Here is a 22,914-nt window from a genome sequence, read left to right on the forward strand (position 1 = left end):
AAATAAAAACCTCCGAAACCCAGTAACTCACATATGGCAGAAAGGTTCGGCGTCGTAGTTGCAATAGGCCTGACATTCTTCGGCTTAATGCTTATAGCATCCCAGGATATAGATGTAGGATTTAATTTTGGCGGCGGCGACCAGCAGGATGATCTTGTAATGGTGTCCGAAAGCTTTGGAGAGCTTGGAGGAGCAACTGAAGATGTCAGAACAACAAGCTTCGGAACATTCAACATAGGAGAGGGAATGGGCCAGATACAGGCCTACCAGAACAACAGGGAAACTGTAAGTAACTCTCTTTTCTCTGAGGACAGTATAAGCTTTGAATACAATGCAACTCAGCCAGAGAATGCGGAAATATCATTTGAAGTACTGGGAAAGGAAGGCTCAGGAGCGCTATATATCGAGGTAAATGGACAGAGAATATTCGAAAACCAGCTAGTTACATCCGCTACAGAAGAGATCAACGTATCTTCGGAGCATTTGAGGCCCGGAATCAATAATTTCAAGGTAGGAACTAACAAGGGAGGCCTCCTGGGATCCACAGAATATGCCTTAGAAGATGTAGAGGCCTATGTGCATGATAGAAGATTCAATGATCACAGGGACAACTTCCAGATATACCAGTACGAGTTAACTGACTTTGTAGGAGCTAATCTAAGCTTCAACATTCCTGTAGATTCTTCAGTAGTTACAGAGCCTCTTGAAATAGATGTCAACGGTAATGAAGTCTTCAGCGAAAGATCTGTAAGATCAGATCAATCTGTATCAATAACACCATCCAACTCAAATCTTAATCCAGGCTACAATACTGTAACTTTCTCAACAGAAGCTAATGCCAGATACACGCTTGAAAATGCGCAGATGGCAGTAAGATATATCGGCACTACGCAAGGAGTTGAAAGAGATCTAGACTTCGAGCTTTCAGAGCAAGATCTATCGTTCGTAGAGCGTGAAACTACTGCTGAAACTCTGAAGTTTGATTACCAGTTCCTTACCGGAGACAGAGAAATCAGGTTCACGTTAAATGACTATAATACTAGTATAAGTCCTGATAATGGGGAGAACGTTCTAGACATTCCTGAAGAAGTTTTCAGGGAGGATAATACTTTGAGTATCGAGGGGCAGGGAGCATTCACATTAAATGATTTGACTCTTAGCTCCGAGGTGACAGAAGAGTGAGTCTGAAAGGCTGGGCAATCGCAATAATCCTTTCACCTTTCACTCTAGGCCTCTCGGTACCGCTTTATTTCTGGTACTGGTTCCTGAAGAAAATCGGCAAATGGTACATCAGAGGCCTCAAAATATTCTTCCTGATGCCAGCCGCGATAGTGCTGTACATAATAGCGCGCATAATAGAGGCTATAGTCGGCGACGTCGAATGGCTGGTATCAATATTCACAGGCGGTATACGAAACATGGAGGCTCAGGGAGACTCTGCGATTTCAATTCCAGGCCTCAGCCAGTTTAAGCTACGCTACATTGCAGCCTTTGCAGTAGCACTTTACGTTGACTTTGTGCTTTTCATCCAGCCCCTGGTGTCTGGAGGAGTCCCTGAATTTTCCTTTGCAACTTTCACAAGCTTCTTCGCTGTAGGCCTGCCATTTATCGTTCTTGTAATTTTCAGTGGCCTTATCAACAAATGGCAAGGAGCAGATATTTCTGGTTCGACTAAAAAACTTGCAGGATCGGGTGTGGCAGCAGGAGCAGGAGCAGCAGGAGCTGCTGCCGCAGCACCTGGTGAGGCGGTAGGAAGTGCTGCAGGAGGAGCCGCTAATGCTGCCGGCGCTGCAAAAGATGCAGCAGAAATGTATGAAGATATTGAAGTTGCAGAAGCAGCAGAGACAGTCAGTGCAGGAGGTGCAGAGGCGGCTGGAGCTGAAGGAATAATCGCAGCTGTAGGTGGATCTTCGGTTGCAGCTGTAGGCGGTCCGATTCTACTGGCTGCTATTGCAGCGTGGATAATATACAGTATAATTGCAATTGTGATCTCTATAATTCTCCTGGGAATGACTTGGGGTTATGTATCACAGCTACTTCCTATAATTGCAGGGCCGATAATGGGGGCTATAGGCCTAGGCTCATCATATGCCAACTGGTTTGGAGAGAGTACTACTAATCAGTTCGCTCCACAGGTTGATACAGCCTTTGCCGAAGAAAAACGCGCCATTCAGCAGGTAGGTGCCAGACTGGGATGTGTCCTAGAAGGCCCACAGTGTCTAAGACAGTGGAGAATGAACAATACGGTAAGGCCTGGTTCAGAGGCTGTAGGAGAAACTTATGAGCTCAGCATCGATCAGTTTGGACTAGGTGTGGAAAGAATAGATACTGCATACAAGGAAGAAAATTATGTTTTACCTGTTAATTTCCTTGTTTCAAATGCTCGTAATGGCTTGAAAGGTATTACGGCCCGTGATGTGAAGTACAAGATACTGATAAAGGATGCAGACAAGACTTACTGCAGTACATCAGGTGATAACGGACAGGAATGGCGTTCAATAACTTCGCAGGGCCTGACAGGTGATGATATACAGCAGGCGAACTATATTCTGCCAGGTTTGGGTGTATCTCCTACTCAGTCCTTGGAAGAGCTTAATCTGGCTGACTGTGAACTCCTGCAGCCTTCTATGGGGGTCAACAGGGTTATGGAGCTTCAGTTGAAGTATAATTACTCTTCGCAGGCAACACTGTATTTCGATGCAATGTCAAGAGAACATCGTAGAGAGCAGGGGATGCAGCCAGGGTTTAAAGAGTCTGAGACTGCAAAGACGCCTGTACAGTCATATATCAACGTACAGTCTCCTGTAACATACTATGAGACAGAAAACGGCGACAGGAGAGCCGTACCGTTCTCAGCAAGGTTCGGATTTGAGACTCCGGGTGCAAGTGCAGAGTACAAGATCGATCCTGAATCGATAGAGATCAGGGATTCGTCTCTTACAGCACCTACTTCACAGTGCTCCGGTTTAAGCGATTCACCTGAAGGTGAAAATGTATACACTATATCTGAGGCAGCACAGAACCGGATTATTCTGCGCCAGAATGAAGGATGGTTCTCTAACAGGGTATCTCCGGCACCGCTCAGATGCACAATGACTCTGTCCGAGCCAGAACAGATAAGCCCAACAGGAGAAGAACTGATAATGAGGGTAGATGCAAACTATACTGTCAAAAAGACCACACAGATGGAGTCTTTCTCTGTCTGGAATACAGCATGCAATCGTGTTACATGCCCTCTAATAGTTACAGAACAGTACAATGAATCATCAGATAACAATCTATTCTTTACTTGCAGTTCCGGCAACTCAGTAGACTCCCGAGATGGATGTAGCGTCAGAGTTCCTGCAGAAGATGATGGAATCAATGGAATTAACTGGCAGATGGTAACTCTGGCTGAAAGAGGAGGATCTGATATAATTATAGAATCTGGCAAGAAAGCAGTACAGGTCAGGCCTTTCCTAGAGGATTTAAGACAGCGTTTCGATATGGAATCAGGATTCACACAAGGTAATCAGGATACACATGCACTGATCACTGACTTTGAAAGCGAGCAGAATCTCTGGCCTGAAATGCCTGTCGGTGTAAGCGAACAGAGAGTTGACAATGCGATCTCACAGTACGCTGGAGCAGGCCTTGCAGTGTATGAGAACATGGGCAGTCTCAATAATCTCAGATTCAGAGGCCTTTCAGGGGCTCTGTGTGAACAGCAGTATACTCTTGACGTAGGAAGCGGCTCCAAGGAACAGGCCGTTCAGGATTACAGGACTGAGTGGTTGAATGATTACGGAGACAGAACCAATCTGTTCATGTTCCAGACATCTATAGTTGACTGTGAAAGAAGCATAGGACAGTATCTGGTTGACAGTGGAAGCTGCAGTGTAGAACAGGGAGGGAATCTTCTGGGTGCAGCAGGACAGTTCCTGGATCCAACGCAGTCAGTAGACAGCGATCAGTTCAGCAATGTAGAATCGTGCATGAACAACGCACAGAGAGTTAAATCATGCAGTCAGGGAAGCTCACAGAACGAGATAGGAGTCCTGATAAGATCTGGAGGAGAACTACAGTGCTACGGAGGAACGTTCCAGAATTAGATTAAATGGAATAGATTTCTTACTGCTATTCCAAGGCCTAAAGCCGCTATTACAAACAGGTAAAACATTTTCTCTTCCCCTTCAACTTCCTTATTTATGATCAGTACTGCAGGAACAACTGCCAGAGTCTTAAGCAAAAATACTCCGTAAGGCCCGAAAACTTCGATAAAGTAACTGGCCACGATATGCTGCTCACTTGCTCCAAATCTCAATGCCACTGCAGTCGTTGTAGCATCAAGATAATGCATAGCCACAGGAGCAACTATTTCAAGAGAAAGGAAATCCGGAGAAAACTTCTTTAGAATGGCTATACCGGGAATAAGCCAGAGAGATGTGATTAAAGCAGTCAGGCCTACAGCGTGAAAGTTCTCTATATTATGTGCGCTCAGTGAGATAACTGAAAGAAAAAGGCCTAGCACAAATACTGTTCGAGTGTAGTCAATACTTTTCCATTTCTCCAGTTCTTTCCCTACAAACACGGCTACAAGGACACATGCTACAATAACTGAGATGAGGACAGGAGTATACGTCAGGAATACTGTTGCAGTCTCTCTAATTTCTGCTGAGGATAGTATGCCGCCCAGAACTATCCAGGGGCTGAAAGATATGAATAATTTTTTGCTGTACTCTACACCAAGCTTTTCTAGCGCTGGCTTCACTAGGTATATTATCCCAGCTGCGAAAAAAACTGCATAGAAAAAAGTGTTGTACATATTGTACGGCGCCACTGATTCATCAAATACGGGTCTCAGGAGTTTCTCCAATACAAAGTTTTTAACATCGGAGAACATAGTGTATGTATATGGATCAGCGATTTACAGTCTTAACTTTACTGATTTCGGTAGTTGTTTTTTCTGGCTGTATCGGCGGAGGAGGAAACACTTCCAGCGGAGGAGGCCAGGCCATAACAGTTACAGGTATACAGGCCCAGCCGACTGAAATATTTGCAGGAGAAAATGTAAGAGTCAGTGCAGGCCTGAAAAATACGGGCCAACTTCCAGCGGAGGTGCTTGTAGGAGATCAGGGCTCACAGATTATGACAAGCCACTGTCCTGACATATTCGATGTTGCAAGTTTCTCGGCCACTAGTTCAAATGTCTCCGAGACAAGACAATCCTACGATCTGGCATCTGATTACGAGGTAAGGCTTAACTGGAATCTCGCCCAGACAAGCGACGATGTACCTCTCAATGGATACAGATGCAATCTCAGATTTGAAGTGCCTTTTAACTACAGTGTAGAATCCTTCAGCCAGATCCAGATCAAGGAAAGTTCAGAAGTAGACGGTGCAGAGCAGCTTTTCTCACAGACATCTAGAGGCCCGCTTGATATAGAGATCGAAGCCATAGGAAGCAGCGCTCCAAGTGGTGCTCCAACATTTATCGATGGAGACGGTGCCGAAGTGCTTGTAAGACTTGTAAATCAGGAGCCAACACAAAGCTCCTATACAGGAACTATCAATCTGAAGCCTCCGGTAATGATAGCAAGAGGGATACAGTTCAGTGAAGTAGATATAACTCAGGATAATGTCGAGGCCGCTAAAGTCATAGCAAGAAGACTGCCAGATATGGATCCTGGAGATATACAGGCCGGAGATCAGGTGAGGATGTGTCCTGATCCGGATACATTAAGCGGCAATGCAGGCCTCGCATTAAGCGAGGGCCAGTCAAAGATTTTCAGATGCGGCCTTGAATGGGATCTGAACAATGCTCCAAGTATAAGAGGAGAGATCTTTGCACGTTCAGACTACACATTTGTTAAAAACGCAGGAAACCAACAAATAAACGTGAGGTACCGTGGACAATAAACACATAATTCTAGGCCTTATAGCGTTTACAGTAATTGTATCAGGATGTTCATCAGTTACAGATGCATTACCTTCAGGAAACTCTAATACAGATTCTCAGCCCGAGCAGATACCGGGTAAAGGCCTTGAGGTAACAGGTTTCAGTATATCCGATCAGACACTTTCTCCTGGACAGACAGCTGAAGTGACTCTGACGATGCAGAACTATCACAGGGAGGAAATCGAGCTTGGAGAAGTCACTCTGTATGATCTTGGGCCTCTGCTTACGAAGGAGAAACAGGGATGTACTCCGGATGAAGAAGATCTGGAGGCGGCTACCGATAATGTAAATCCTATTATCGAATGTTCATGGGAGCTTACAGCACCTTCAGAAAACATGGTGGGAGGCTTCTCACAGAGAAGCGCATCTTTCACAGCCAACATCCCATATGAAACAAGTATTCAGAACTACAGGCCTCTCAAGGTAGAGTTCAGGCCTCTTCAGGATATCAACAGTACCAGTCAGAAGTCTATCTCGTTCACTAACGGCGAAGTAGATGTACAGGCCTCTGTAGAGACGCCTGTAGCTTTCGGGGAGCAGAAGACGATTTCATTTAATCTGAAGAGAGCTGGAGATGGCCGTGTTGATGAAGAGTACAGTTTCGATTATCAGCCGGTCGCTGTGTTTGATCTTAACGGCGATGATGAAGTCACAGGCGAAGGTGCAGAATGTCCTGAAAGCGATGAAGTCATTCTGGGCGGCGGTTTGGACTTCAGCTGCTCTATAAGCATGGAAGGAACGAGTAGCGAGGTAAGAAACGTCTTTTTCACCGCATCTTATAAATACGTCAAATCTCCAACTTTGGGTATAACTATCGTGAATGAATAATGAATCTAGCTGAGAACAAGACGATTCTGGCACTTCTTTTCGCAACAGTAATAATTTCAGGATGTACTGGTGGAGGTTCGACTGAACAGGATACCTCGACTTCAGCAGTGCAGGTAAATGAGTTCTCGGCTTTCCCTAATCCAACGCCTAGTGGACAGAACACAAGGTTCAGGATGCAGGTAGAGAACGTTGGCGACCACGATGCTGAGAATGTTTACGCACAGCTTTATGGTCCTCCGTTTGCATCTGAGGATGGACAGTCTAATACATGGAGGTCAAGTGGCGGAGATGCTGTAAGTAGCTCCGATAGGCTTCTAGAGTTCTCTGATCTTTCAGCTCCGCAGGAGAATACTCCTTCAACACCTTCAACTCAGACTGTGACGTTTACAGCTCCTGAACTTGATGACGGCCGTGAAATCGGGTACAATATGCGTGCACGGCTTATGTACAAGTACGGGACTGATGCGACTTCAGAGATCCAGGTTATGGGAGAAGACGCATATCAGGAGGCAGGTAGTCCTCAGGGATCTGCAACAATCCAGAACGACGATGGTCCTGTACAGATGGAAATCAGAACACCGACTCCGATAGCTATCTACAACAGCGGACAGGACTCTGTAGAAAAAGAGCTGTGTGTTGTAGTCAGGAATCAGGGAGCAGGAGTGCCTTTCACAGATGACGATGGCGATGACACAGATGCATTCAAGGGAGAAGGAAACGGATACAATCTGGAAGAAGTTCAGGAACACACCAACAAAGTCAAGCTTACAATAGAGAATGTTGGAAGAGTAGAGTTCCGGAAAGACGATGACGGAAGTTATGATGAATCTGTTAGCTCCCAGACGAAAGAAATCATAGGAGGAAGAGCAGTAGTCTGCTGGGATATGAGAATCCAGACAGGAACATCAGCTCTGGATACAACAATCCCTCTAAGCATCGAGAGCACCTACTTCTACAAGCAGGAAAGCTCCTCAGCAGTCACAGTACAGGGCCGCTAAAAGGCCTCAACATTTCTCTTATCTCATTTTCCCTTTTTCTGTAAAAATTTATCCGGACTATATCTGATTTTTCAAGGCCTTATCTGAAAAACATATTTAATTGTTGTTATTTAACGTTGGTAACATGACAGATGGGGAGGAGGAATCTGAATTTTCAAGACGTGGATTTGCATATGTTGTAGGAGGCACTCTGGCAGCTACAGCAGCCTCTGGATGGTATCTGAAAGATATTCTTAACGGTATTTTTGAGAAAAGAGATGAGCCGGGAAACTTTGGGGAATCAACTTCAACTCCGCCGGGAACGCCGGGAGACAGGCCTTCCGATCAAACTTATGAGGATTGGGAGGACGCTATCCCTGCAGGATGCAGCCTGCCCCAGAGCTACGAGACCGCAATTGAGGAAGAGATCGATAAGTACGACGAGCTTCAGAGTGAAAACCTGACAGAATACGTCAATACTGGAAGAGTCAAATTCGAGAAAGATGGAACTGAAGGGTACATGATAATCGACGAAGATGATGATGGCCAATACGATCATGGCCGTTCTATTCCAGGAATGTGTAAGTAGGTGGGTGAAATGTACAGAAAACTGATTCTGGCACTTTGTATAGCGGGCCTTGTATCCCTAGCTTCAGCTAACTCCTTGGACTCTGTAGAGTTTGATGAGCTGCCTACGGCATGGGAGACGGGAGAAGATCTTGAATTTTCTGTAGAGGCCTATGGAACAAGTATCGACAGGATGCTTTTTCAGTCCCGTCATCCGGGAGACCTTCTCTTCGATACCAGGAGTGAGAACTTCTGCCAGAATCAGGATACATGCACATGGACTTTTGATCATACAGAGTATTCGGAGGGTACTTGGGAGTATCGTTTCAGAGCCTATGCCGGCGAGGCAAGGAAAAATTCGGATAAATATCAGCAAGTAACTTACATTGATAATCTTGATTACGGTGTTTCATGGACTGAAAGGCCTCCGGAGAATTCCCAGAGAGGAGAAAGCGTTGAGATGTCTGTTACTGCATCGGATGATGCCTCACGTTTTGATACGGAAGGAGTCCTGAAGTTACAGTACCGCAATGATAACAATGAATGGGAGACTTTTGATACACGTGAGTGTTCATCATCTTCAACAGCGAATACCTGTTCAAATCAGGGATCCACTCAGTTAGACAGTGGAAAAATTCAAGACGGTGAAGCTACTTTCAGAGGCCTTGTAGAGTTCAGAGGGGGAGTTACAGCTAGCTCTGAACCTGCCACGGTAAGCGTGGAAAATCCATCGAACGTTGATAGGGTAGTCATTCGTAATCTGCCTTCTATGCATCCTGAACAGACGGATCTGGATCTTTATGGAGAGGCCTCTGGAACTAATCTTGAGGAACTGATTTTGCGCTGGAGGCCTGTTGATGGGATTCAGTGGAATAGGATAAAGTCTACGAGCTGTAGCGGCGATTACTGCGATATATCTAAAGATAATTATGAGCATCCGAGGGCAGAGACTGTAGAGATACAGGCCTTAGGACGTGCCGGCGATAGCGAGAAAAAGGATACAGAAATTGTCGAGTTCACAGAGACTGACGACGGAGAGGTCGATGAGGTAGATCTTGATAATCTTCCGGATAGACAGAACGTTGATAACGATCTTGAAGTCACAGGTGATGCTTCGGGTACTGAGCTTGACAGGATAATTTTACAGAAAAGAGAGCCAAATGATGACTGGGAGAGGGTCACAAGCCAGGGCTGCAGCAACAACGATGAATGCGACTTCGAGTACGATTACGAGCATGATTCGGAGCAGGAAGTTGACTTCAGGCTCCGTGCGGAGGCAGGAGATGATGGACGGAACAGTAACACTGAATCAGTAGAGTTCTACGAATCTGACAGCATTGACAGTGTTGATATAGAGAATCTTCCGGATGAATGGAGTACGGATGAAGAACTTGAGATAGAGGCCTCTGCCGAAGGAGACGACTTGGATGAGCTGATAGTCCAGGAGTCAGACAGAGATGAAGATGACTGGAGCCAGGTAGAGGACTACAACTGCGACGGTGATGATAACTGCGATTTCACTGCAGATTACACTGCAGACAGTGAAGAAGAGAAAGATTTCCGCGTAAAAGCTATAGCAGAGGACGGTGATGAAGACTACTCTGATGTAGAAGAAGTAGATTTTGTGGAAGATCCTGATACGATCGATTCCGTTGAAATAGATAACTTGCCGTCCAATCATCCTGTAGATGATTCTCTACAGATCAGTGGAGATGCCGAAGGCCGGAATCTTGACAGGCTTGAAGTACAGTACAGGGATCCTGGTGACAACTGGGAAGAACTTGATGATACAGACTGCGACAACGATGATTCATGCAGTATATCGACGGATTACACTGCTGAAAATGAACAAACCAAACAGTTCCGTATCAAGGCCTTTGTCAGCGGCGACGAAGAATCATCCGATACTGAAGAAGTGAACTTTGTACAGGACGCTGATACTGTCGACTCGGTCCAGATAGATAATCTGCCCTCGACTCATCCTGTAGACGATTCGCTTCAGATTACAGGAGACGCAACAGGAACAGATCTTGAAAGACTTGAACTCCAGTATAGAAATCCTGGCGGAGACTGGGAACAGCTTTCGGACGAAGACTGTAACAATCAGGACTCATGCAGTATACAGACAAGTTACACGGCAGACAGTCAGGAAACTGTACAGTTCCGTATAAAGGCCTTCACACAGGATGATTCCAGAACTTCGGGAACAGAAGAAGTACAGTTCCAGGAACCTGTCGATTCTGTCAGCACAGTAAATCTCTATGATCTTCCTGTAAGGCATCCTGTAGGAGAGGAACTTGAGATAGAAGGGGATGCAACAGGAGAAAGTCTTACAGAGATAGCAGTAGAGAAAAAAGAAGACGGAGACTGGAGCGATCTGAAAACTAAAGACTGTGAAGGGAGAAACGACTGCAGCATAAAAGCAGTATTCGAGGCCTCTACAGAGAAAGACGTAAGCTTCCGTATAAGAGCAGAAACAGGAGATGAACAGCAGACAACAGATTCGCGTAAAATTGAATTCTACAGGCCTGAAAGAATAGATTCTGTAACAATAAACGATTTGCCTTCAAACTACGACGAAGGCCAGGCCCTCAGTATCCAAGGAGAGGCCTCTGGAAGAAATCTGGACCAGATAAAAATACTTACACGCCATGTAGACGATATATCATGGGATACAGTATCTTCCAAAAGCTGTACTGGAGATAGTTGTTCAATTCAGGCAGATTATACTGCTGATAGCGAAGAGAGGAGGGAATTTGTCGTAAGAAGCTCTGCAGGAGGGGAAGACAAGTTTTCGGGTATACAGGTAGTGGACTTCAGAGCGGTACAGTCTCCCGAAGTTAGTTCTGTAACTATAGATAATCTTCCATCCTCATATCCTCTGGATCAGGACCTCGAGGTAACAGGAGAGGCCTCGGGTACACAGCTCGATGAGATGAAGGTTCAGTACAGGACTGATGGAGACTGGCAGGATCTTGGATCCTCCAGCTGTTCAGGATCATCATGCAGTATAACTGAAGATTTCAGTACTGATGAGGAGCAGGAAGTAGATTTCCGTGTCAAAGCCTTCGCGGGAGATGATGAAAGAACATCATCTATGGAAACTGTAAGCTTTGAGGCCGAGCCAGATCCTGTAGTTGAAAGCGTTGAAATATCAGATCTTCCTTCCACACACCCTGTAGGCCAAGGCCTTGATATAGATGGAGAGGCGACAGGCATAGATCTCGAGTCTATAGAGATCCAGAAAAGGCCTGAAGGCGGAAGCGACTGGACTGAAGTTGATTCAAGAAGCTGCTCGGGAAGTTCATGCAGCATAACTGAACAGATAACTCAGGGAGAAGAAGGTAGTTTGGAGTTCCGTGTATCAGCCGCAGCAGGAAACTCTCTGGAGAACTCAAGTATAGAGACTGTAGAGTTCACAGAGGATGAACAGGAGCCTCAGCCTGAAATAGAAAGTGTAGATCTCGGTGAACTGCCTTCAAGATATGAAGCCGGCAAAGTGCTGGAGATCGATGCATCAGCCTCTGGATCAGAGCTTGAATCCTTGAGAGTACTTGAAAGGCCTGTTGATGGAGTACAGTGGAGCGAAGTGGATTCTGTTAGCTGTTCAGGTAGCTCATGTACTCTGGAAACAGAGTATATCCGTTCATCTGAAGAGGTCTTAGAATTCGTTGCAGAGGCCTCTACACAGGACTCGATCAGAAGATCGGGCAAAGAGGTGGTCGACTTTTACGACGTTGAAGATACTGATAACGGTGACGATGATGACGACGTTGAAGATGACGGAGAAGAAGAGTCTGAAGAGGCCGAGCTTGATGTAGAAGTTGAAGACAGGGATAACAACGAACTGGAAAACGTTAGAATAGAGGCACAGAACGGTGAAGACAAGGTAAGATATACTAACAGCAATGGCAGAGTCAGCATGGATCTGGAGCCTGGAGAGTACGAAGTAGAGGCCTCCAAAGAAGGTTACATGACTGAAACACGTGACGTGGATCTTGAGGCAGGCGAAGAAGAGGAGCTAGAGTTCAGGCTCCGTGAAGAAGGATTCGGTGTAAAAGTTTCAAGCATTAGCTCAGAGGCCTCAGTATGTGAAGGCGAAGATCTTGAAGTCAGTGCTGTACTGTCAAATATAAGAGAAAGCGATCAGACAGTGGCTGTATACATAGAAGGGCCCGGAGAATCCAGGACAAGGACTCTTGATATAGATGGAGAAGGTGTAGCTGAAGTAGAGCTTGTGCTTGAATCTGTGGAAGGCCTTGGTGAAAAAGAGATAACAGTAGTGGCAGAGAATGATGGTAGATCTTCCAAGAGTAAAGAAATAGATGTAGAAGACTGTGATGATGACAGCGATATCCAGAGAAATGTTCCTACCGGTATAACGGCATCTGTAAATCCTAAAACTGTTCTTGCAGGTGAAAAAGTAAGGATAAGAGGCGACATACAGAACGTTAGAACTTCAAAGCAGGTGGAAGTACTGGAGAATGGCGATGCCAGAGTAAATGTTCCATCTTCCAGAAACGGAAATTATCAGGCATTCGTGACTCTGAACAGTGTAGGTATGACAGAGATAACTGCAAGGACGCAGGGCGGAGTATCTGCTACAAGGACTGTTGAAGTGCTTCCTAACTCTCATGTAAATCCTATGAAGGCGCCAGATATGGTGGTGCAGGGTGAAAAGTTTGAGGTATGTGCACAGGTACAGTCAGAAGTAGTACCTAGAGTAGTACTGGAAAGAGATGGAGAAGTAGTTGACACGGCAGATGAGAAGGGCGAAGTATGCTTCACTCAGACTGCATCGGAATCCGGCGATAGAATCTATACGATGAGAGCAGTAACATCCGGCTCAGGATCCTCAGTCTCCAAGAACATAGAAATAATAGAGGCCGGGAACGAAGTAGAGAACTTCCCGGGAAGCATAACCTCGATAGAGACAGAGCCAGGCCTAGCCAAAGTAACACTCTACAACAAGGATTCGAAGGTATCGACATACGACCTTGAAGCAGAAGGCCTTTCGGAGAGAGAAATATCACAGAGCTCCCGGCAGAAAGTCCTGGCTCCAGGAGAGAAAGAAATCGTGTACTTCTACGTGAATCCTTCAACGCCTGGAACAGAAACTCTTCATATAGAGATCTCAAAGGATAATGAGTTGCTGGAATCCAGAACTGTTAATCTGAGGACAGCAGAGAGGCCTACGGAGAAAAAGAGTTTCTGGAGCAGCTTAGGCCTCTTTTAGCTGTTTCAGTTCTTTTTCTTGTTTTGGTGTCACTATCGAATGATATATAAAAATAAATGTAGGTGTTATTAACAGGTGACAATAAATAATGCGTTTCGATAAACTGGTAGTTGCAACCTTCCTAATTGTAATGGCCACAGGAGTGGCTACTGCGAGCACAGCAGAACTTGATATTTTTCCAAAAGAATCTTCCACGATGGTTGATTCATTCACGTCCTATGAGCTGAAGGTTACCAACACAGGTACTACAGAAGACAGGTATCATCTTTCATCAACTCATTCTAGCGAGATTGAGATAGCTCCAAGACAGATTCCCGAGACCGGGAATCTTGAGCCTGGAGAGTCGGAGACAGCACAGATCTGGTTCAATCCTGATCTCGACAGAGAAGAAGGAAGATACGATTTCACACTAACAGCTACTTCACAGGCCTCACAGGAGGATTATCGTGTCTCTGGAACAGTAGAAGTAATCAGAGAACACGATGTAAATCTTGAAGTAGAAAGCCCTGGATCAGTCTGTAGAGGAGAAGAGGCAAAGTACACTGTGTTTGTAACAAACGGAGGAACACAGGCAGAAACATTCAGACTTACTTCTGAGGGAGGACAGCTTTCCCAGAATCGTGTGACAGTTGATTCAGGCAGTACAGAAACAGTTGGCCTTACAAGATCATCAGATATAGCTGTGACAGACAGAGCATTCACAATAGAGGCCTCATCGACTTCAAGCTACGCAGATGATGCGGTATCAACATCTTTCATAGTTGAAAGCTGCTATGAGACTGATACAACAATCTCCCCTCAGAATCAGAGGGCTGCAGCATTTACAGAGGTCTCATATGATGTAACAGTCACTAACGAGGGAACAAGATCAGTCAATGTTCCTCTGTCAACTAATTACGGAGAGCTTGAAGACAGCGAGCTAAGTATTGCTTCAGGAGACTCCAAGACAACAGAGCTAACTTATACTCCTGAAGAACTTGGAACACAGACTCTTGAAGTCGAAGTAGGAGGCGAAGCACCTAGCTCAGCCTCTGCATCACTTGAAGTATACAACGGACAGGACGTATCCGTAGAATACAGTTCAAGCACTCAGGACGTATGTGAAGCACAGCAGTTCGAGAAGCGTGTAACTCTGGAGAACACAGGAGAGGCCTCTGACACGTATGATGTCTCAGTTAACAGAGGAAATCTCTCCGAGTCAGAAGTCCAGCTCGATCCTGGAGAGGAAAGAAGACTTGAGATCGGATTCGACTCCAGTGAATACGAGGTCGGTGAAAGCTATGAAGTTGAGACAACAGTTCAGTCACAGACATTTGATGAGCCAGAGAAGACAGCTACATCAACTTTCACTGTAGAGAACTGTTACGACCTTGAGATGGATGTTATTCCGAACATCCAGAGTGCAGGAGAGAACAGAAGCGTCCTCTACGAGATACACCTAGAGAACACAGGAACAGCACAGAATACTTACAGTGTATCTGCAGAAGGACCTGACTGGATCTCAGTAAGGCCTACACAGGTAACAGTCCTGCCGGGAGAGACAGAGAAGTCATATATCTACGCAGGAATCCCTTACAACCAGACAGATGGAACACTGGAGATCACAGCAACAGCAGAAGGAGAAATGGTTGAGAAATCAGAGACTGTTGAACTAGTCATAGGAGAAGAAGTCAGAGACTCCATCGAAAGTCCAGAAGGAGGATCGCTGACAGGAAAGTTCTTCTCCTCAATCTCGGGCCTATTCGGATCACTGACAGCAGCAGGAAACGGAACAAAGCTACTGATCTCACTGCTGGCAGGCCTACTGATCTCAGCAGCAATCCTGTACAGGGAATGGTAAATTCCCCGTTCATATCTTATTCTTCTTATCTTTTCTAGAAAGGAAGGCCTAGCATAAACATTCTTACAAAGTTATCAACAAAGCTGAATGCGTTTCGAGGAGGCCTTTCAGCTACACGTATTTCAACTGAGTCGCTGTAAATAATCTCTTTTTCGGTTTCAACTTCCAGAACTCCGGTGAAACTTCCAGGAGCCTCTGGAGAGGTGTAGAAGTATACGCTGTCTCTTTCACCCATACCAAGAGAGACATTCTCTGAACTGCTTGAAACCCAACTATCCGAGATATCCTTAAGCCTTACAGAGTAGTTTCTGGCCTCGCTGTTTGTGTTGTACAGAGATACACGAAGCACGCCACCCTCCGTCTCAACCGTAGATATCTGTCCAGGAAAACTTTCAACCTCACTTCCCTGAGGCAGAACATCTACTGAAGTCTCTACATGATCGCTCTTGCCATACGTCAATGCACGCATCAGATAATTTTTCTCCCCGGCTTCTGAGGATGTGACATTGAAACAAACTTCCCCGTTACCGTTCTGCGATTCTACAAGCTTTTTATCCTCAAGCAGAACCACATCAGGCTCTATATCCGAGTTCACCTGTCCACATATCCGGAACTCTTCGCCGGCGAAAACTTTCTCCGGAGCAGTAACTGAGGAGATGTATGCTACCGGCACAACCCTCAGATCTTCAGAATCAAACTCTTTACCTGAAGTAGCAGTGACTGTCCTGACACCTGAGTTCTCAGGCCTGAAATAAGCCTCGAAGAAACCACCAGGATCCGATTCAACAGTGGCAACTTTCACTCCGTCAACAGTGATATTAACAGGTACAGGTCCTTGAGCACCATCTGCATATCCACGGACACGTACAAGCTCATCTACAGAGGCCTCAGAATTCCCTCGTTCAGGATAGATCTCCATATCCACGTTATCTACAGAATCAGGGCTGCCAGGTATCTCACAGTCTTTCAGTCTTATTTCATCGCTTACCTCCTGATCCCAGCCGTTAAGATCTATACTGAAGCTTTTCAGGCCTTTTCCCGTGATTCCAGTAAATGTGAATCTGTATGTCTGTGATTCTCCTGCAGGAACTACAAAGGCCTTTCCTGAAAGTATCTTTCCGAATCCTGTTCCTGTAAGGCTTACGATTTCATCTGTTTCCCCCTCGTTGCGGACTTCTACCTCTGCAGGGAAGCTTGTGGATGAGCAGACAGAGTTCGGAGCATCTATCTCTCCGAGAGCAACGTCCGATTCCTGTTCTTCAGGCTCGTCCTTCTGCATAGTGAAGAAGTATTCGACATCTTCATCCTCTTCGACAAAAATACTTCTCTCGATCGAAACATAGCCATCACGGGAGATCAGCAGCTCGTAAGTACCGTCATCAAGATTGAAGGAGGCCTCGTTGACATTTGTCTCCTTGTAATCTGTATCAAGAACTTCTATATCAAGTTGATCAAGATTTTCACCTGAACTGGATCTTGCGTCAACAGTTATCTCTGCCGCAGCAGCTCCTGAAAAAAGCAGTAAAACAGTTACAAGTACGATTTTCTGGCCTGAAAACAGTTTTTCTCTTCTCACAGGGAAGATATTGTAAATCCTCACTTAAACGAATTATTCCTCAACACGGAACTCGACAGCAACCTTCCGCTTCGACGGAGAAAAATCTGCTGTCACACGCTTTTCCAAAACTTCTACATCCAGACCTTTCTCAGAGGCCTCCTCACGCACTTTCTTGATAACAGGCCTGTAAAGATTATCTTTTTCCTCAACGCTGTATACGACAAGTCTGCCGCCATCTTCTGTACATTCCAGGGCCTCTCCGGTGAAATCCAGTGCGTTAGTAGGAGAAGGCATCAGTACGTGATCGAACTTTCCAAGTGTTGGACAGACTTCTCTTACATCGCCCTGCAGTATCTCAACTTTGTCGCCGACGCTGTTCATCTCGATGTTCTCTCTTGCGAACTTAACTGCTTCAGGATTTTTCTCCACACCGACTACAGAGGCCTTGCTGTGTTTTGCGATCGTGACAGGGAAAGGCCCGGCGCCTGCGAACATCACTAGAACTCTGTCATCGTCGTTTACTGATTCAAAGATTCTCTTCCTTTCAGTTCCCTCTCGTTCCGAGAAAAACATCTTCGTCGGATCAACTTTCAGACGTACACCGTGCTCCCTGTGAACTGTCTCAGTCTTTTCCCCATAGAGATTTCTGTAGCCGCCGACACGGAACTCTCCGCTCAAATTTTCCTGTTTCAACAGGATCGAGTCAAGGCCGGGATTGTGTTCGAGAACAGCTTCTACAGCTTCTTCCTCTGATATACCATCCAGTTCGCTGATAACTACAATATCGCCGATACGCTCATAGGAAGGGATCTCAAGATCTTTCTCCTTATCTTCCTCAAGGATTGAGAGATCGTTCTCGATTTTTTCCTGAATATTCTCCAGGCCTTCATCAATAAAGAGTTTCTCATCTTCACCGATCTTCTCCAGGGCCTCTTCATCCCCGAATTCCTCGTATGAAAGAACTCTGATCTCTATCTCAGTTTCCTCGTTAGAGGCCTTGAACTTTGTCTCCTCCAGTTTTTCAATATCGAAGTCCTGTCGCTGGAAGAGTTCCAAGGCCTTTGATTCAAGTTTTTCCTGTTTCATATCTTTTTCAAGTCCTCAAGGAGTTAAATTGATGAGGGTACAAAAATTTTCCTATGTTACATCTTGTAGGCCTGGGACTGGACGACGGAGAAGTCACGGAGAAAGGTATAGAAGCGATAAAGGGAAGCGAGAAAATATTTGCAGAGTTCTACACGAATACAGAGACAGTTGATATAGCAGCACTGGAGGAAAAGACAGGAAAAAGTATAGAGAAACTTTCCAGGAAAGAAGTAGAACAGAAGGATCAGATAATAGAATCCGCAAAAGAAAGAGATACGGTCTTCCTTGTATCTGGAGATCCTCTTACGGCCACTACACACTATGATATCAAGCATCGGGCAGAGCAGAAAGGGATAGATGTTGAAGTAGTCCATGCGCCTTCAATCTTTACATCTGTGGCTGAGACAGGCCTTAATGTCTACAAGTTCGGAAGAACTGTTACACTCCCGGAGCATGCATCACCTGAATCTATAATTGATCACGTGGAGAAAAACGATTCTGTAGGCCTTCATACGCTTGTACTGCTGGACATAAATTACGATGCTGGTGATGCTGCAGAGAAGCTTATAGATATGAGTCCTGAACTCAAGAACAGAGAGGCAGTTATACTTGAAAGGGCGAACGCACAAGATCAGAATATTGTACACGGAGAACTCGGCGATTTAAGCCCTGAAGGGGAGACACCGCACTGTATCGTTCTTGTGGGAGAGAAATCTCACAAAGAGGAAGAGAATCTAGAGGCCTACTGAGTTATTGGCCTCAATTTTCCTCGAACTTTCCCAGTCTCTCCAGAGTTTCAAGGATTCCCCAGGCATAGATAACTGACTCCCAGGCCCGGATAAAATCTTCTTCATCAAGGAAATGATACGTATCTTTCCTGTAGGCCTCAACGTTTTCCATCTGTTCGACATCTTTATCGAGGCCTTCTACTCTGTCCTCAAGTCTTTCAAGCCATTTCTCTGTCTCTTCCTTGAGTTTTTCCTGAGTCCTATCCATAAACAGGCCTGAAAGCGAGACATATAAAAGAATTATCTTTTACTATTGTCATGTAACAATAGGTGATTCAAGTTTATGGGAATATTCGGACCGGCTCCAAGTATAATTGATGCAGGCGCAGCAGCTGTAGAAGGAATGAGGAGACTTCAGGACTATGTAGAGGGTGATGATTATGACTCTCTGACTGATGAAGAGCTCCAGCAGTGGGCTGACGACAACGGATTTTCTTACAGGAAAGAAGATGGAGTAACTCATCTGGAGCCGGAGACTGAGGAAGCCCAGCAGTTGGTCGCAGAGACTGATATCGATTCTGATGAAGAGTATCCAATCGAGAGAAGGATGCTTGAGTCAGGTCCTGAAATTCTTGCACTTGAATCGGAAAATAATGCTGAAAGTGGATCTACTATGACAGATGACTACGAATTTGAACTGAATCAGACGGAGGCCCTGCACGCAGGGTCTATGGAACACTACGAAAACCAGGATGAATACGGCGATCTAGAACAGGGAGAACTGGAAGCTCTAGGACTTGCTCTTTACGTTGAAGAGGCCGTCAGCGACGAGTCAGATCTTGTCGATAGAGACGACATGATCAACTACATCATGGAGAATGACGTCGATGGAGAGGCCTTTGTAGAGTTCAAGAAAGGTCTTGCAAGCGATTACGACGACTTCGCTGAAACTATGAATGCTTTCATCGGCCACAGAGATGAGCTTATCGAAGAGCTTGGAGCAACAGGAACGCTTTACCAGGCTCTTCAGGCAGAGACAAGAGCTGAAAGAGATAGCGCTGAAGATGCAATGAGCTCCGTAAAGTCGGCAGCTTCAGACGCCAAGACAAGCAGCGAATGGCTTGACAACGTAGCTGATCTTGATGGAGCAATTCAGGCTGAACAGGAATCTGCTCAGAGGAAGCAGGAGCTTGAAGAAGGTCTTCAGGAGATCAGAGAAGAAATAGGTCTTGAAGAAGACGACGAATAATCTCTCACTTATTTTTCCTTCTTTTTTTCTTTTCCTTTTCTGTAAGTATTCCGGTATAACAAAAATGAATAAAAGTGTTGTCATTCTATAGTAACATACTGAGGTGTCTGTGATTTCAACTGGTGCTGGACTTAACAGGAGAGAACTGCGGGAGACTGCAGTAGACCACGTACTGGATAATATGGATCAGTACGATGATCCTGTTGACTATGAAGCTCTAGGACTGGCTCTATACACTGAAGACGTTATCACGGGCGCCAGAGATGATTTAGATAGTTCGGAGATTACAGACTATCTTGCTGAAAACAATGTAGATGATCAGAGATTCATAGGCTACAAGGCAAGCCTTGCCAGCGACTATGATGAATTTGTCGGATTTATGGAAGACTTTATCGGCATGCGGGACGAGTTAGTGGATGATATCGAGTCTGAGGGAGTTTTCTACCAGGCGCTTTACGAAGAGGCCAAGAATGAAAGAAATAACGCTGAACAGGCACTGAACGATATTATAGGCCTGGTTTCCGATGCAAGGGCAGAATCGTCATGGCTTGATAATATACCGGAAAGAGGCCCGGAACAGGATGATCCGGAAACAGATAATCCGGAGCCGGAAAGGCCTGGTTCTGGGCCAGGAACGCCAGGAGAGGATTCAGATAATTTCTCTACATGGTCCAACTACAACTTCGGGGAGCAGGTTATCTCCGGAGGCCTGAATACCTGGTCGAACTATAACTTTGGGACACAGGTCGCAGGATTTGAGGGCGTAGAGGTAATTGAAGGAGAGCTTAACGAAGATATACTTGAGGAAGACTTCCCGTTATTTGAGGAACAGGAGCAAAGCTCTGAATCATGGATCTACAATCCACAGATCAGGGTCAGCCCGACTATAAATATTACAGCTGGCGGCGAGAGCTGGAGCTTTGACCAGGCCTCTTGAAAACAGTTCTATAGCCCTGAGAAGGGTTAACTTATAATTAACTTTAAGATAAAACATACTTCATGCAGCAGGCCTTACCTGAGGATCTATGGTTTTTCATAATTGTAATGGCTCTGCTGATACTTGCGTACCTCTGGAATGACAGAGGGAGTTCAGGAGGAAAGAAGAAAAGAAAGAAGAGGAAAACACCTGAACCAGAAGAGCCAGAGACGCCTGAAGAGCCGCCTGACATACGCATAGCGCGTCGAGGATCTACAACACCTGGAGAAGAATGCTGGATAAAGGCCTCTTTCACCACTGGAACTGGCGAAGTTCAGTCTCTAAAGGCTGAGATAAACGGTCAGGAAGTAGGGATCCGCGAGAGGCAGGGCAATGCGTTCATATCAAATCCTGCAGAAGTACAGGAAGGAGAGAACAGGTTAAAGGCCTCGATAAAAACAGATGTAGCAACTAAGACAGATTCCACAACTTTCCCTGCAGGTGAGAGAGTTCCTGATGATGAGGAAGGCCCTACGCTACTGCTTGACTACAATATAGTTGATGAACGTAATGGGCATGTCCAGATAGAGGCCGATGCCCGCAGAGGTTCGGCGCCTATAGTGCAGACAGCCATATCTCTTTCTACCAGAGACAGAACTGTCGGAGGAAATAGCGACAACAGTGACTACTGTGAATTTGAAGCTGAAGGTTTACCGCCTGGAAATTATGTTATAGATGCTGTAACACAGGACGAAAACAGTTTAACAAATGAAAAAACAGAAACATTTACGCTTGAAGATACTTCCGGGCCGGGACCAGGAGAGCCTACAGGCCCTGAAGGTGGTGGAGGATATTCTGGCATACCTAACGTCTTTAATCCTCAGATAGAGGCCTCGCCTGAGATAAATCTTGATGTTCCTGAGGAGGCGATTCATATCTTGCAGGATATAGTTGGAGAGGTTGACAGAGAGGCGCCGGGAGATGTCTCTCAGGAAGTTGGGATGGAGGGTTATCAGATATTGATGGCTATGCACATGCTTCAAAATGATCTTGATGGCGATGATAATCGCCAGATTGTTGAGGAGCTGGAAAGGATAAGAGAAAGTCTTGGTCAGGGCCAGGTGTCGGAGAATGATCTTGAAAGTTCTCTCAGAGCTGTTCTGCATGATGTGTTTGGACAGGATCTTCAGGATGTGCTTGAGGGCCTGGAAGTAAACGGTTTCGATGAGGAAGCTATCGTTCAGGCTATAAATGAAAATAACGTGGATCTGGAGCCTCTGGCCGCCCGTCTTTCTGATATTGAACAAGCTGTTGGACAGCTGGAGAGTCAGGGTACAGACCTGACGGATATTGAGCAAAGGCTTGATTCTATAGAGGAGGCGGTGGAGGAGTCAGGAGGTTTTGACAGGACAGCTGTCAATCCGATGGCGATGACTAGAGATCCTGAGGAGTCAGGATCCGGAGGTAATAAAAACGAGGAAAGTGTAAAAGATCGTATGGCAAAAGCCAATACTCTGCAACACATTGATCAAGCTGAAAGTGCGTTAGAAAATCTGAAAGAGGAACAGAGCCAGATTGAGGATGATCTACAGGATGCTCACGCAACTCTGCAAGATCTACAGAATAACCTCCATGATGCTATAAAACACGAAAACCATCTTGACAACGTTCTAGATGATAATAATCTGAAGAATCCTAACAAGATCAAAGAAAATTACCAGTCTGAAATCCAGCAGATCAAGGAGGATATCAAGGCTGCTATCAAAGATTACAGAAGATTCGAAGGCGATGTAGAAGAGATCAGCAGACTAGTTGATGAAGAAGAAGATGGAACTAATCAGCTTCAGAGACTTGACGAGGCCGTCGGAACTTCTATTCAGCACGTAGAACAGCTTGCTGAAAAAGTTAAAGAAGCCTACGGAGTTGAACTGGATACAAACCCACAGGTAAACTTTAACTAAAATCATCAATTTCTGTGGAGAGAGCGATCT

At 45.5% G+C, this 22,914-nt stretch carries 16 protein-coding genes; 12 read left to right on the forward strand and 4 right to left on the reverse strand.

Translation table 11 applies throughout. The features are described from left to right. The first annotated feature begins 33 nt into the window (after positions 1-33). Together ACK3SF_RS00380 and ACK3SF_RS00385 are read left to right on the forward strand one after the other, a co-directional pair. Positions 34-1,182, forward strand: coding sequence for a hypothetical protein (locus ACK3SF_RS00380; RefSeq protein ID WP_414837849.1), 1,149 nt, complete (start codon positions 34-36; stop codon positions 1,180-1,182). Then, entirely contained in the window at positions 1,179-4,091 is a 2,913-nt protein-coding gene (locus ACK3SF_RS00385) for a hypothetical protein (RefSeq protein ID WP_414837850.1), read from the forward strand. Before ACK3SF_RS00380 ends, ACK3SF_RS00385 begins: the two co-directional genes overlap by 4 nt. Here ACK3SF_RS00385 and ACK3SF_RS00390 read toward each other — a convergent pair. Next, the gene (locus ACK3SF_RS00390; RefSeq protein ID WP_414837851.1) at positions 4,088-4,882 is read right to left on the reverse strand and encodes a DUF63 family protein; all 795 of its coding nucleotides are present in this window, start codon (positions 4,880-4,882) and stop codon (positions 4,088-4,090) included. The genes ACK3SF_RS00385 and ACK3SF_RS00390 overlap by 4 nt on opposite strands. Before the next feature lie 11 nt (positions 4,883-4,893). Here ACK3SF_RS00390 and ACK3SF_RS00395 point away from each other — a divergent pair, with 11 nt between their 5' ends. The 6 genes from ACK3SF_RS00395 (at position 4,894) to ACK3SF_RS00420 (ending at position 15,386) form a co-directional block, all read left to right on the forward strand. Beyond that, positions 4,894-5,898: a hypothetical protein gene (locus ACK3SF_RS00395; RefSeq protein WP_414837852.1), complete on the forward strand. Its 1,005-nt coding sequence runs from the start codon at positions 4,894-4,896 to the stop codon at positions 5,896-5,898. Then, positions 5,888-6,766: a hypothetical protein gene (locus ACK3SF_RS00400; RefSeq protein ID WP_414837853.1), complete on the forward strand. Its 879-nt coding sequence runs from the start codon at positions 5,888-5,890 to the stop codon at positions 6,764-6,766. The genes ACK3SF_RS00395 and ACK3SF_RS00400 overlap by 11 nt, the downstream gene beginning before the upstream one ends. Next, positions 6,766-7,764, forward strand: a complete 999-nt coding sequence (locus ACK3SF_RS00405) for a hypothetical protein (RefSeq protein ID WP_414837854.1) — start codon at positions 6,766-6,768, stop codon at positions 7,762-7,764. Before ACK3SF_RS00400 ends, ACK3SF_RS00405 begins: the two co-directional genes overlap by 1 nt. 124 nt (positions 7,765-7,888) lie before the next feature. After that, complete coding sequence (locus ACK3SF_RS00410) at positions 7,889-8,332, forward strand: hypothetical protein (protein ID WP_414837855.1); 444 nt, start codon at positions 7,889-7,891, stop codon at positions 8,330-8,332. A gap of 9 nt (positions 8,333-8,341) precedes the next feature. Beyond that, complete coding sequence (locus ACK3SF_RS00415) at positions 8,342-13,546, forward strand: carboxypeptidase regulatory-like domain-containing protein (protein WP_414838371.1); 5,205 nt, start codon at positions 8,342-8,344, stop codon at positions 13,544-13,546. An 88-nt stretch (positions 13,547-13,634) separates the two neighbouring features. Continuing rightward, entirely contained in the window at positions 13,635-15,386 is a 1,752-nt protein-coding gene (locus ACK3SF_RS00420) for a hypothetical protein (protein WP_414837856.1), read from the forward strand. Positions 15,387-15,420: 34 nt separating this feature from the next. Here ACK3SF_RS00420 and ACK3SF_RS00425 read toward each other — a convergent pair whose 3' ends face one another. Both ACK3SF_RS00425 and ACK3SF_RS00430 read right to left on the reverse strand, forming a co-directional pair. After that, positions 15,421-16,962 carry a hypothetical protein gene (locus ACK3SF_RS00425; RefSeq protein WP_414837857.1) on the reverse strand — a complete coding sequence of 514 codons (1,542 nt, stop codon included), beginning with the start codon at positions 16,960-16,962 and terminating at the stop codon, positions 15,421-15,423. Between the two features lie 33 nt (positions 16,963-16,995). Then, entirely contained in the window at positions 16,996-18,030 is a 1,035-nt protein-coding gene (locus tag ACK3SF_RS00430) for a class I SAM-dependent methyltransferase (RefSeq protein ID WP_414837858.1), read from the reverse strand. Between the two features lie 53 nt (positions 18,031-18,083). Here ACK3SF_RS00430 and dph5 point away from each other — a divergent pair, with 53 nt between their 5' ends. After that, a complete protein-coding gene (dph5, locus tag ACK3SF_RS00435) occupies positions 18,084-18,779 on the forward strand; it encodes a diphthine synthase (protein WP_414837859.1) in 696 nt (231 codons plus the stop codon). Positions 18,780-18,789: 10 nt separating this feature from the next. Here the strand turns inward: dph5 and ACK3SF_RS00440 are convergent, their stop codons facing one another. Continuing rightward, complete coding sequence (locus tag ACK3SF_RS00440) at positions 18,790-19,026, reverse strand: DUF357 domain-containing protein (protein WP_414837860.1); 237 nt, start codon at positions 19,024-19,026, stop codon at positions 18,790-18,792. Between the two features lie 75 nt (positions 19,027-19,101). On the opposite strand from ACK3SF_RS00440, the gene ACK3SF_RS00445 reads away from it, so the two are divergent. The 3 genes from ACK3SF_RS00445 to ACK3SF_RS00455 all read left to right on the forward strand — a co-directional run bounded on the left by ACK3SF_RS00445 (position 19,102) and on the right by ACK3SF_RS00455 (position 22,884). Beyond that, a complete protein-coding gene (locus tag ACK3SF_RS00445; protein WP_414837861.1) occupies positions 19,102-20,007 on the forward strand; it encodes a hypothetical protein in 906 nt (301 codons plus the stop codon). A gap of 109 nt (positions 20,008-20,116) precedes the next feature. Next, a complete protein-coding gene (locus tag ACK3SF_RS00450; RefSeq protein WP_414837862.1) occupies positions 20,117-20,944 on the forward strand; it encodes a hypothetical protein in 828 nt (275 codons plus the stop codon). Between the two features lie 62 nt (positions 20,945-21,006). Beyond that, positions 21,007-22,884: a hypothetical protein gene (locus ACK3SF_RS00455; protein WP_414837863.1), complete on the forward strand. Its 1,878-nt coding sequence runs from the start codon at positions 21,007-21,009 to the stop codon at positions 22,882-22,884. The last annotated feature ends 30 nt before the right edge of the window (positions 22,885-22,914 follow it).

This window comes from Candidatus Nanosalina sp. VS9-1, assembly GCF_047555085.1.
Classification (GTDB): Archaea; Nanohalarchaeota; Nanosalinia; order Nanosalinales; family Nanosalinaceae; genus Nanosalina.

What these genes read in the sequence shown, in the direction of transcription:
- ACK3SF_RS00390 (WP_414837851.1), bottom strand. Translation starts at nt 4,882, where the DNA reads ATGTTCTCCGATGTTAAAAACTTTGTATTGGAGAAACTCCTGAGACCC.
- ACK3SF_RS00410 (WP_414837855.1), top strand. Translation starts at nt 7,889, where the DNA reads ATGACAGATGGGGAGGAGGAATCTGAATTTTCAAGACGTGGATTTGCA.
- ACK3SF_RS00380 (WP_414837849.1), top strand. Translation starts at nt 34, where the DNA reads ATGGCAGAAAGGTTCGGCGTCGTAGTTGCAATAGGCCTGACATTCTTC.
- ACK3SF_RS00445 (WP_414837861.1), top strand. Translation starts at nt 19,102, where the DNA reads ATGGGAATATTCGGACCGGCTCCAAGTATAATTGATGCAGGCGCAGCA.
- ACK3SF_RS00455 (WP_414837863.1), top strand. Translation starts at nt 21,007, where the DNA reads ATGCAGCAGGCCTTACCTGAGGATCTATGGTTTTTCATAATTGTAATG.
- ACK3SF_RS00440 (WP_414837860.1), bottom strand. Translation starts at nt 19,026, where the DNA reads ATGGATAGGACTCAGGAAAAACTCAAGGAAGAGACAGAGAAATGGCTT.
- ACK3SF_RS00415 (WP_414838371.1), top strand. Translation starts at nt 8,342, where the DNA reads ATGTACAGAAAACTGATTCTGGCACTTTGTATAGCGGGCCTTGTATCC.
- dph5 (WP_414837859.1), top strand. Translation starts at nt 18,084, where the DNA reads ATGTTACATCTTGTAGGCCTGGGACTGGACGACGGAGAAGTCACGGAG.
- ACK3SF_RS00430 (WP_414837858.1), bottom strand. Translation starts at nt 18,030, where the DNA reads ATGAAACAGGAAAAACTTGAATCAAAGGCCTTGGAACTCTTCCAGCGA.
- ACK3SF_RS00420 (WP_414837856.1), top strand. Translation starts at nt 13,635, where the DNA reads ATGCGTTTCGATAAACTGGTAGTTGCAACCTTCCTAATTGTAATGGCC.
- ACK3SF_RS00395 (WP_414837852.1), top strand. Translation starts at nt 4,894, where the DNA reads ATGGATCAGCGATTTACAGTCTTAACTTTACTGATTTCGGTAGTTGTT.
- ACK3SF_RS00405 (WP_414837854.1), top strand. Translation starts at nt 6,766, where the DNA reads ATGAATCTAGCTGAGAACAAGACGATTCTGGCACTTCTTTTCGCAACA.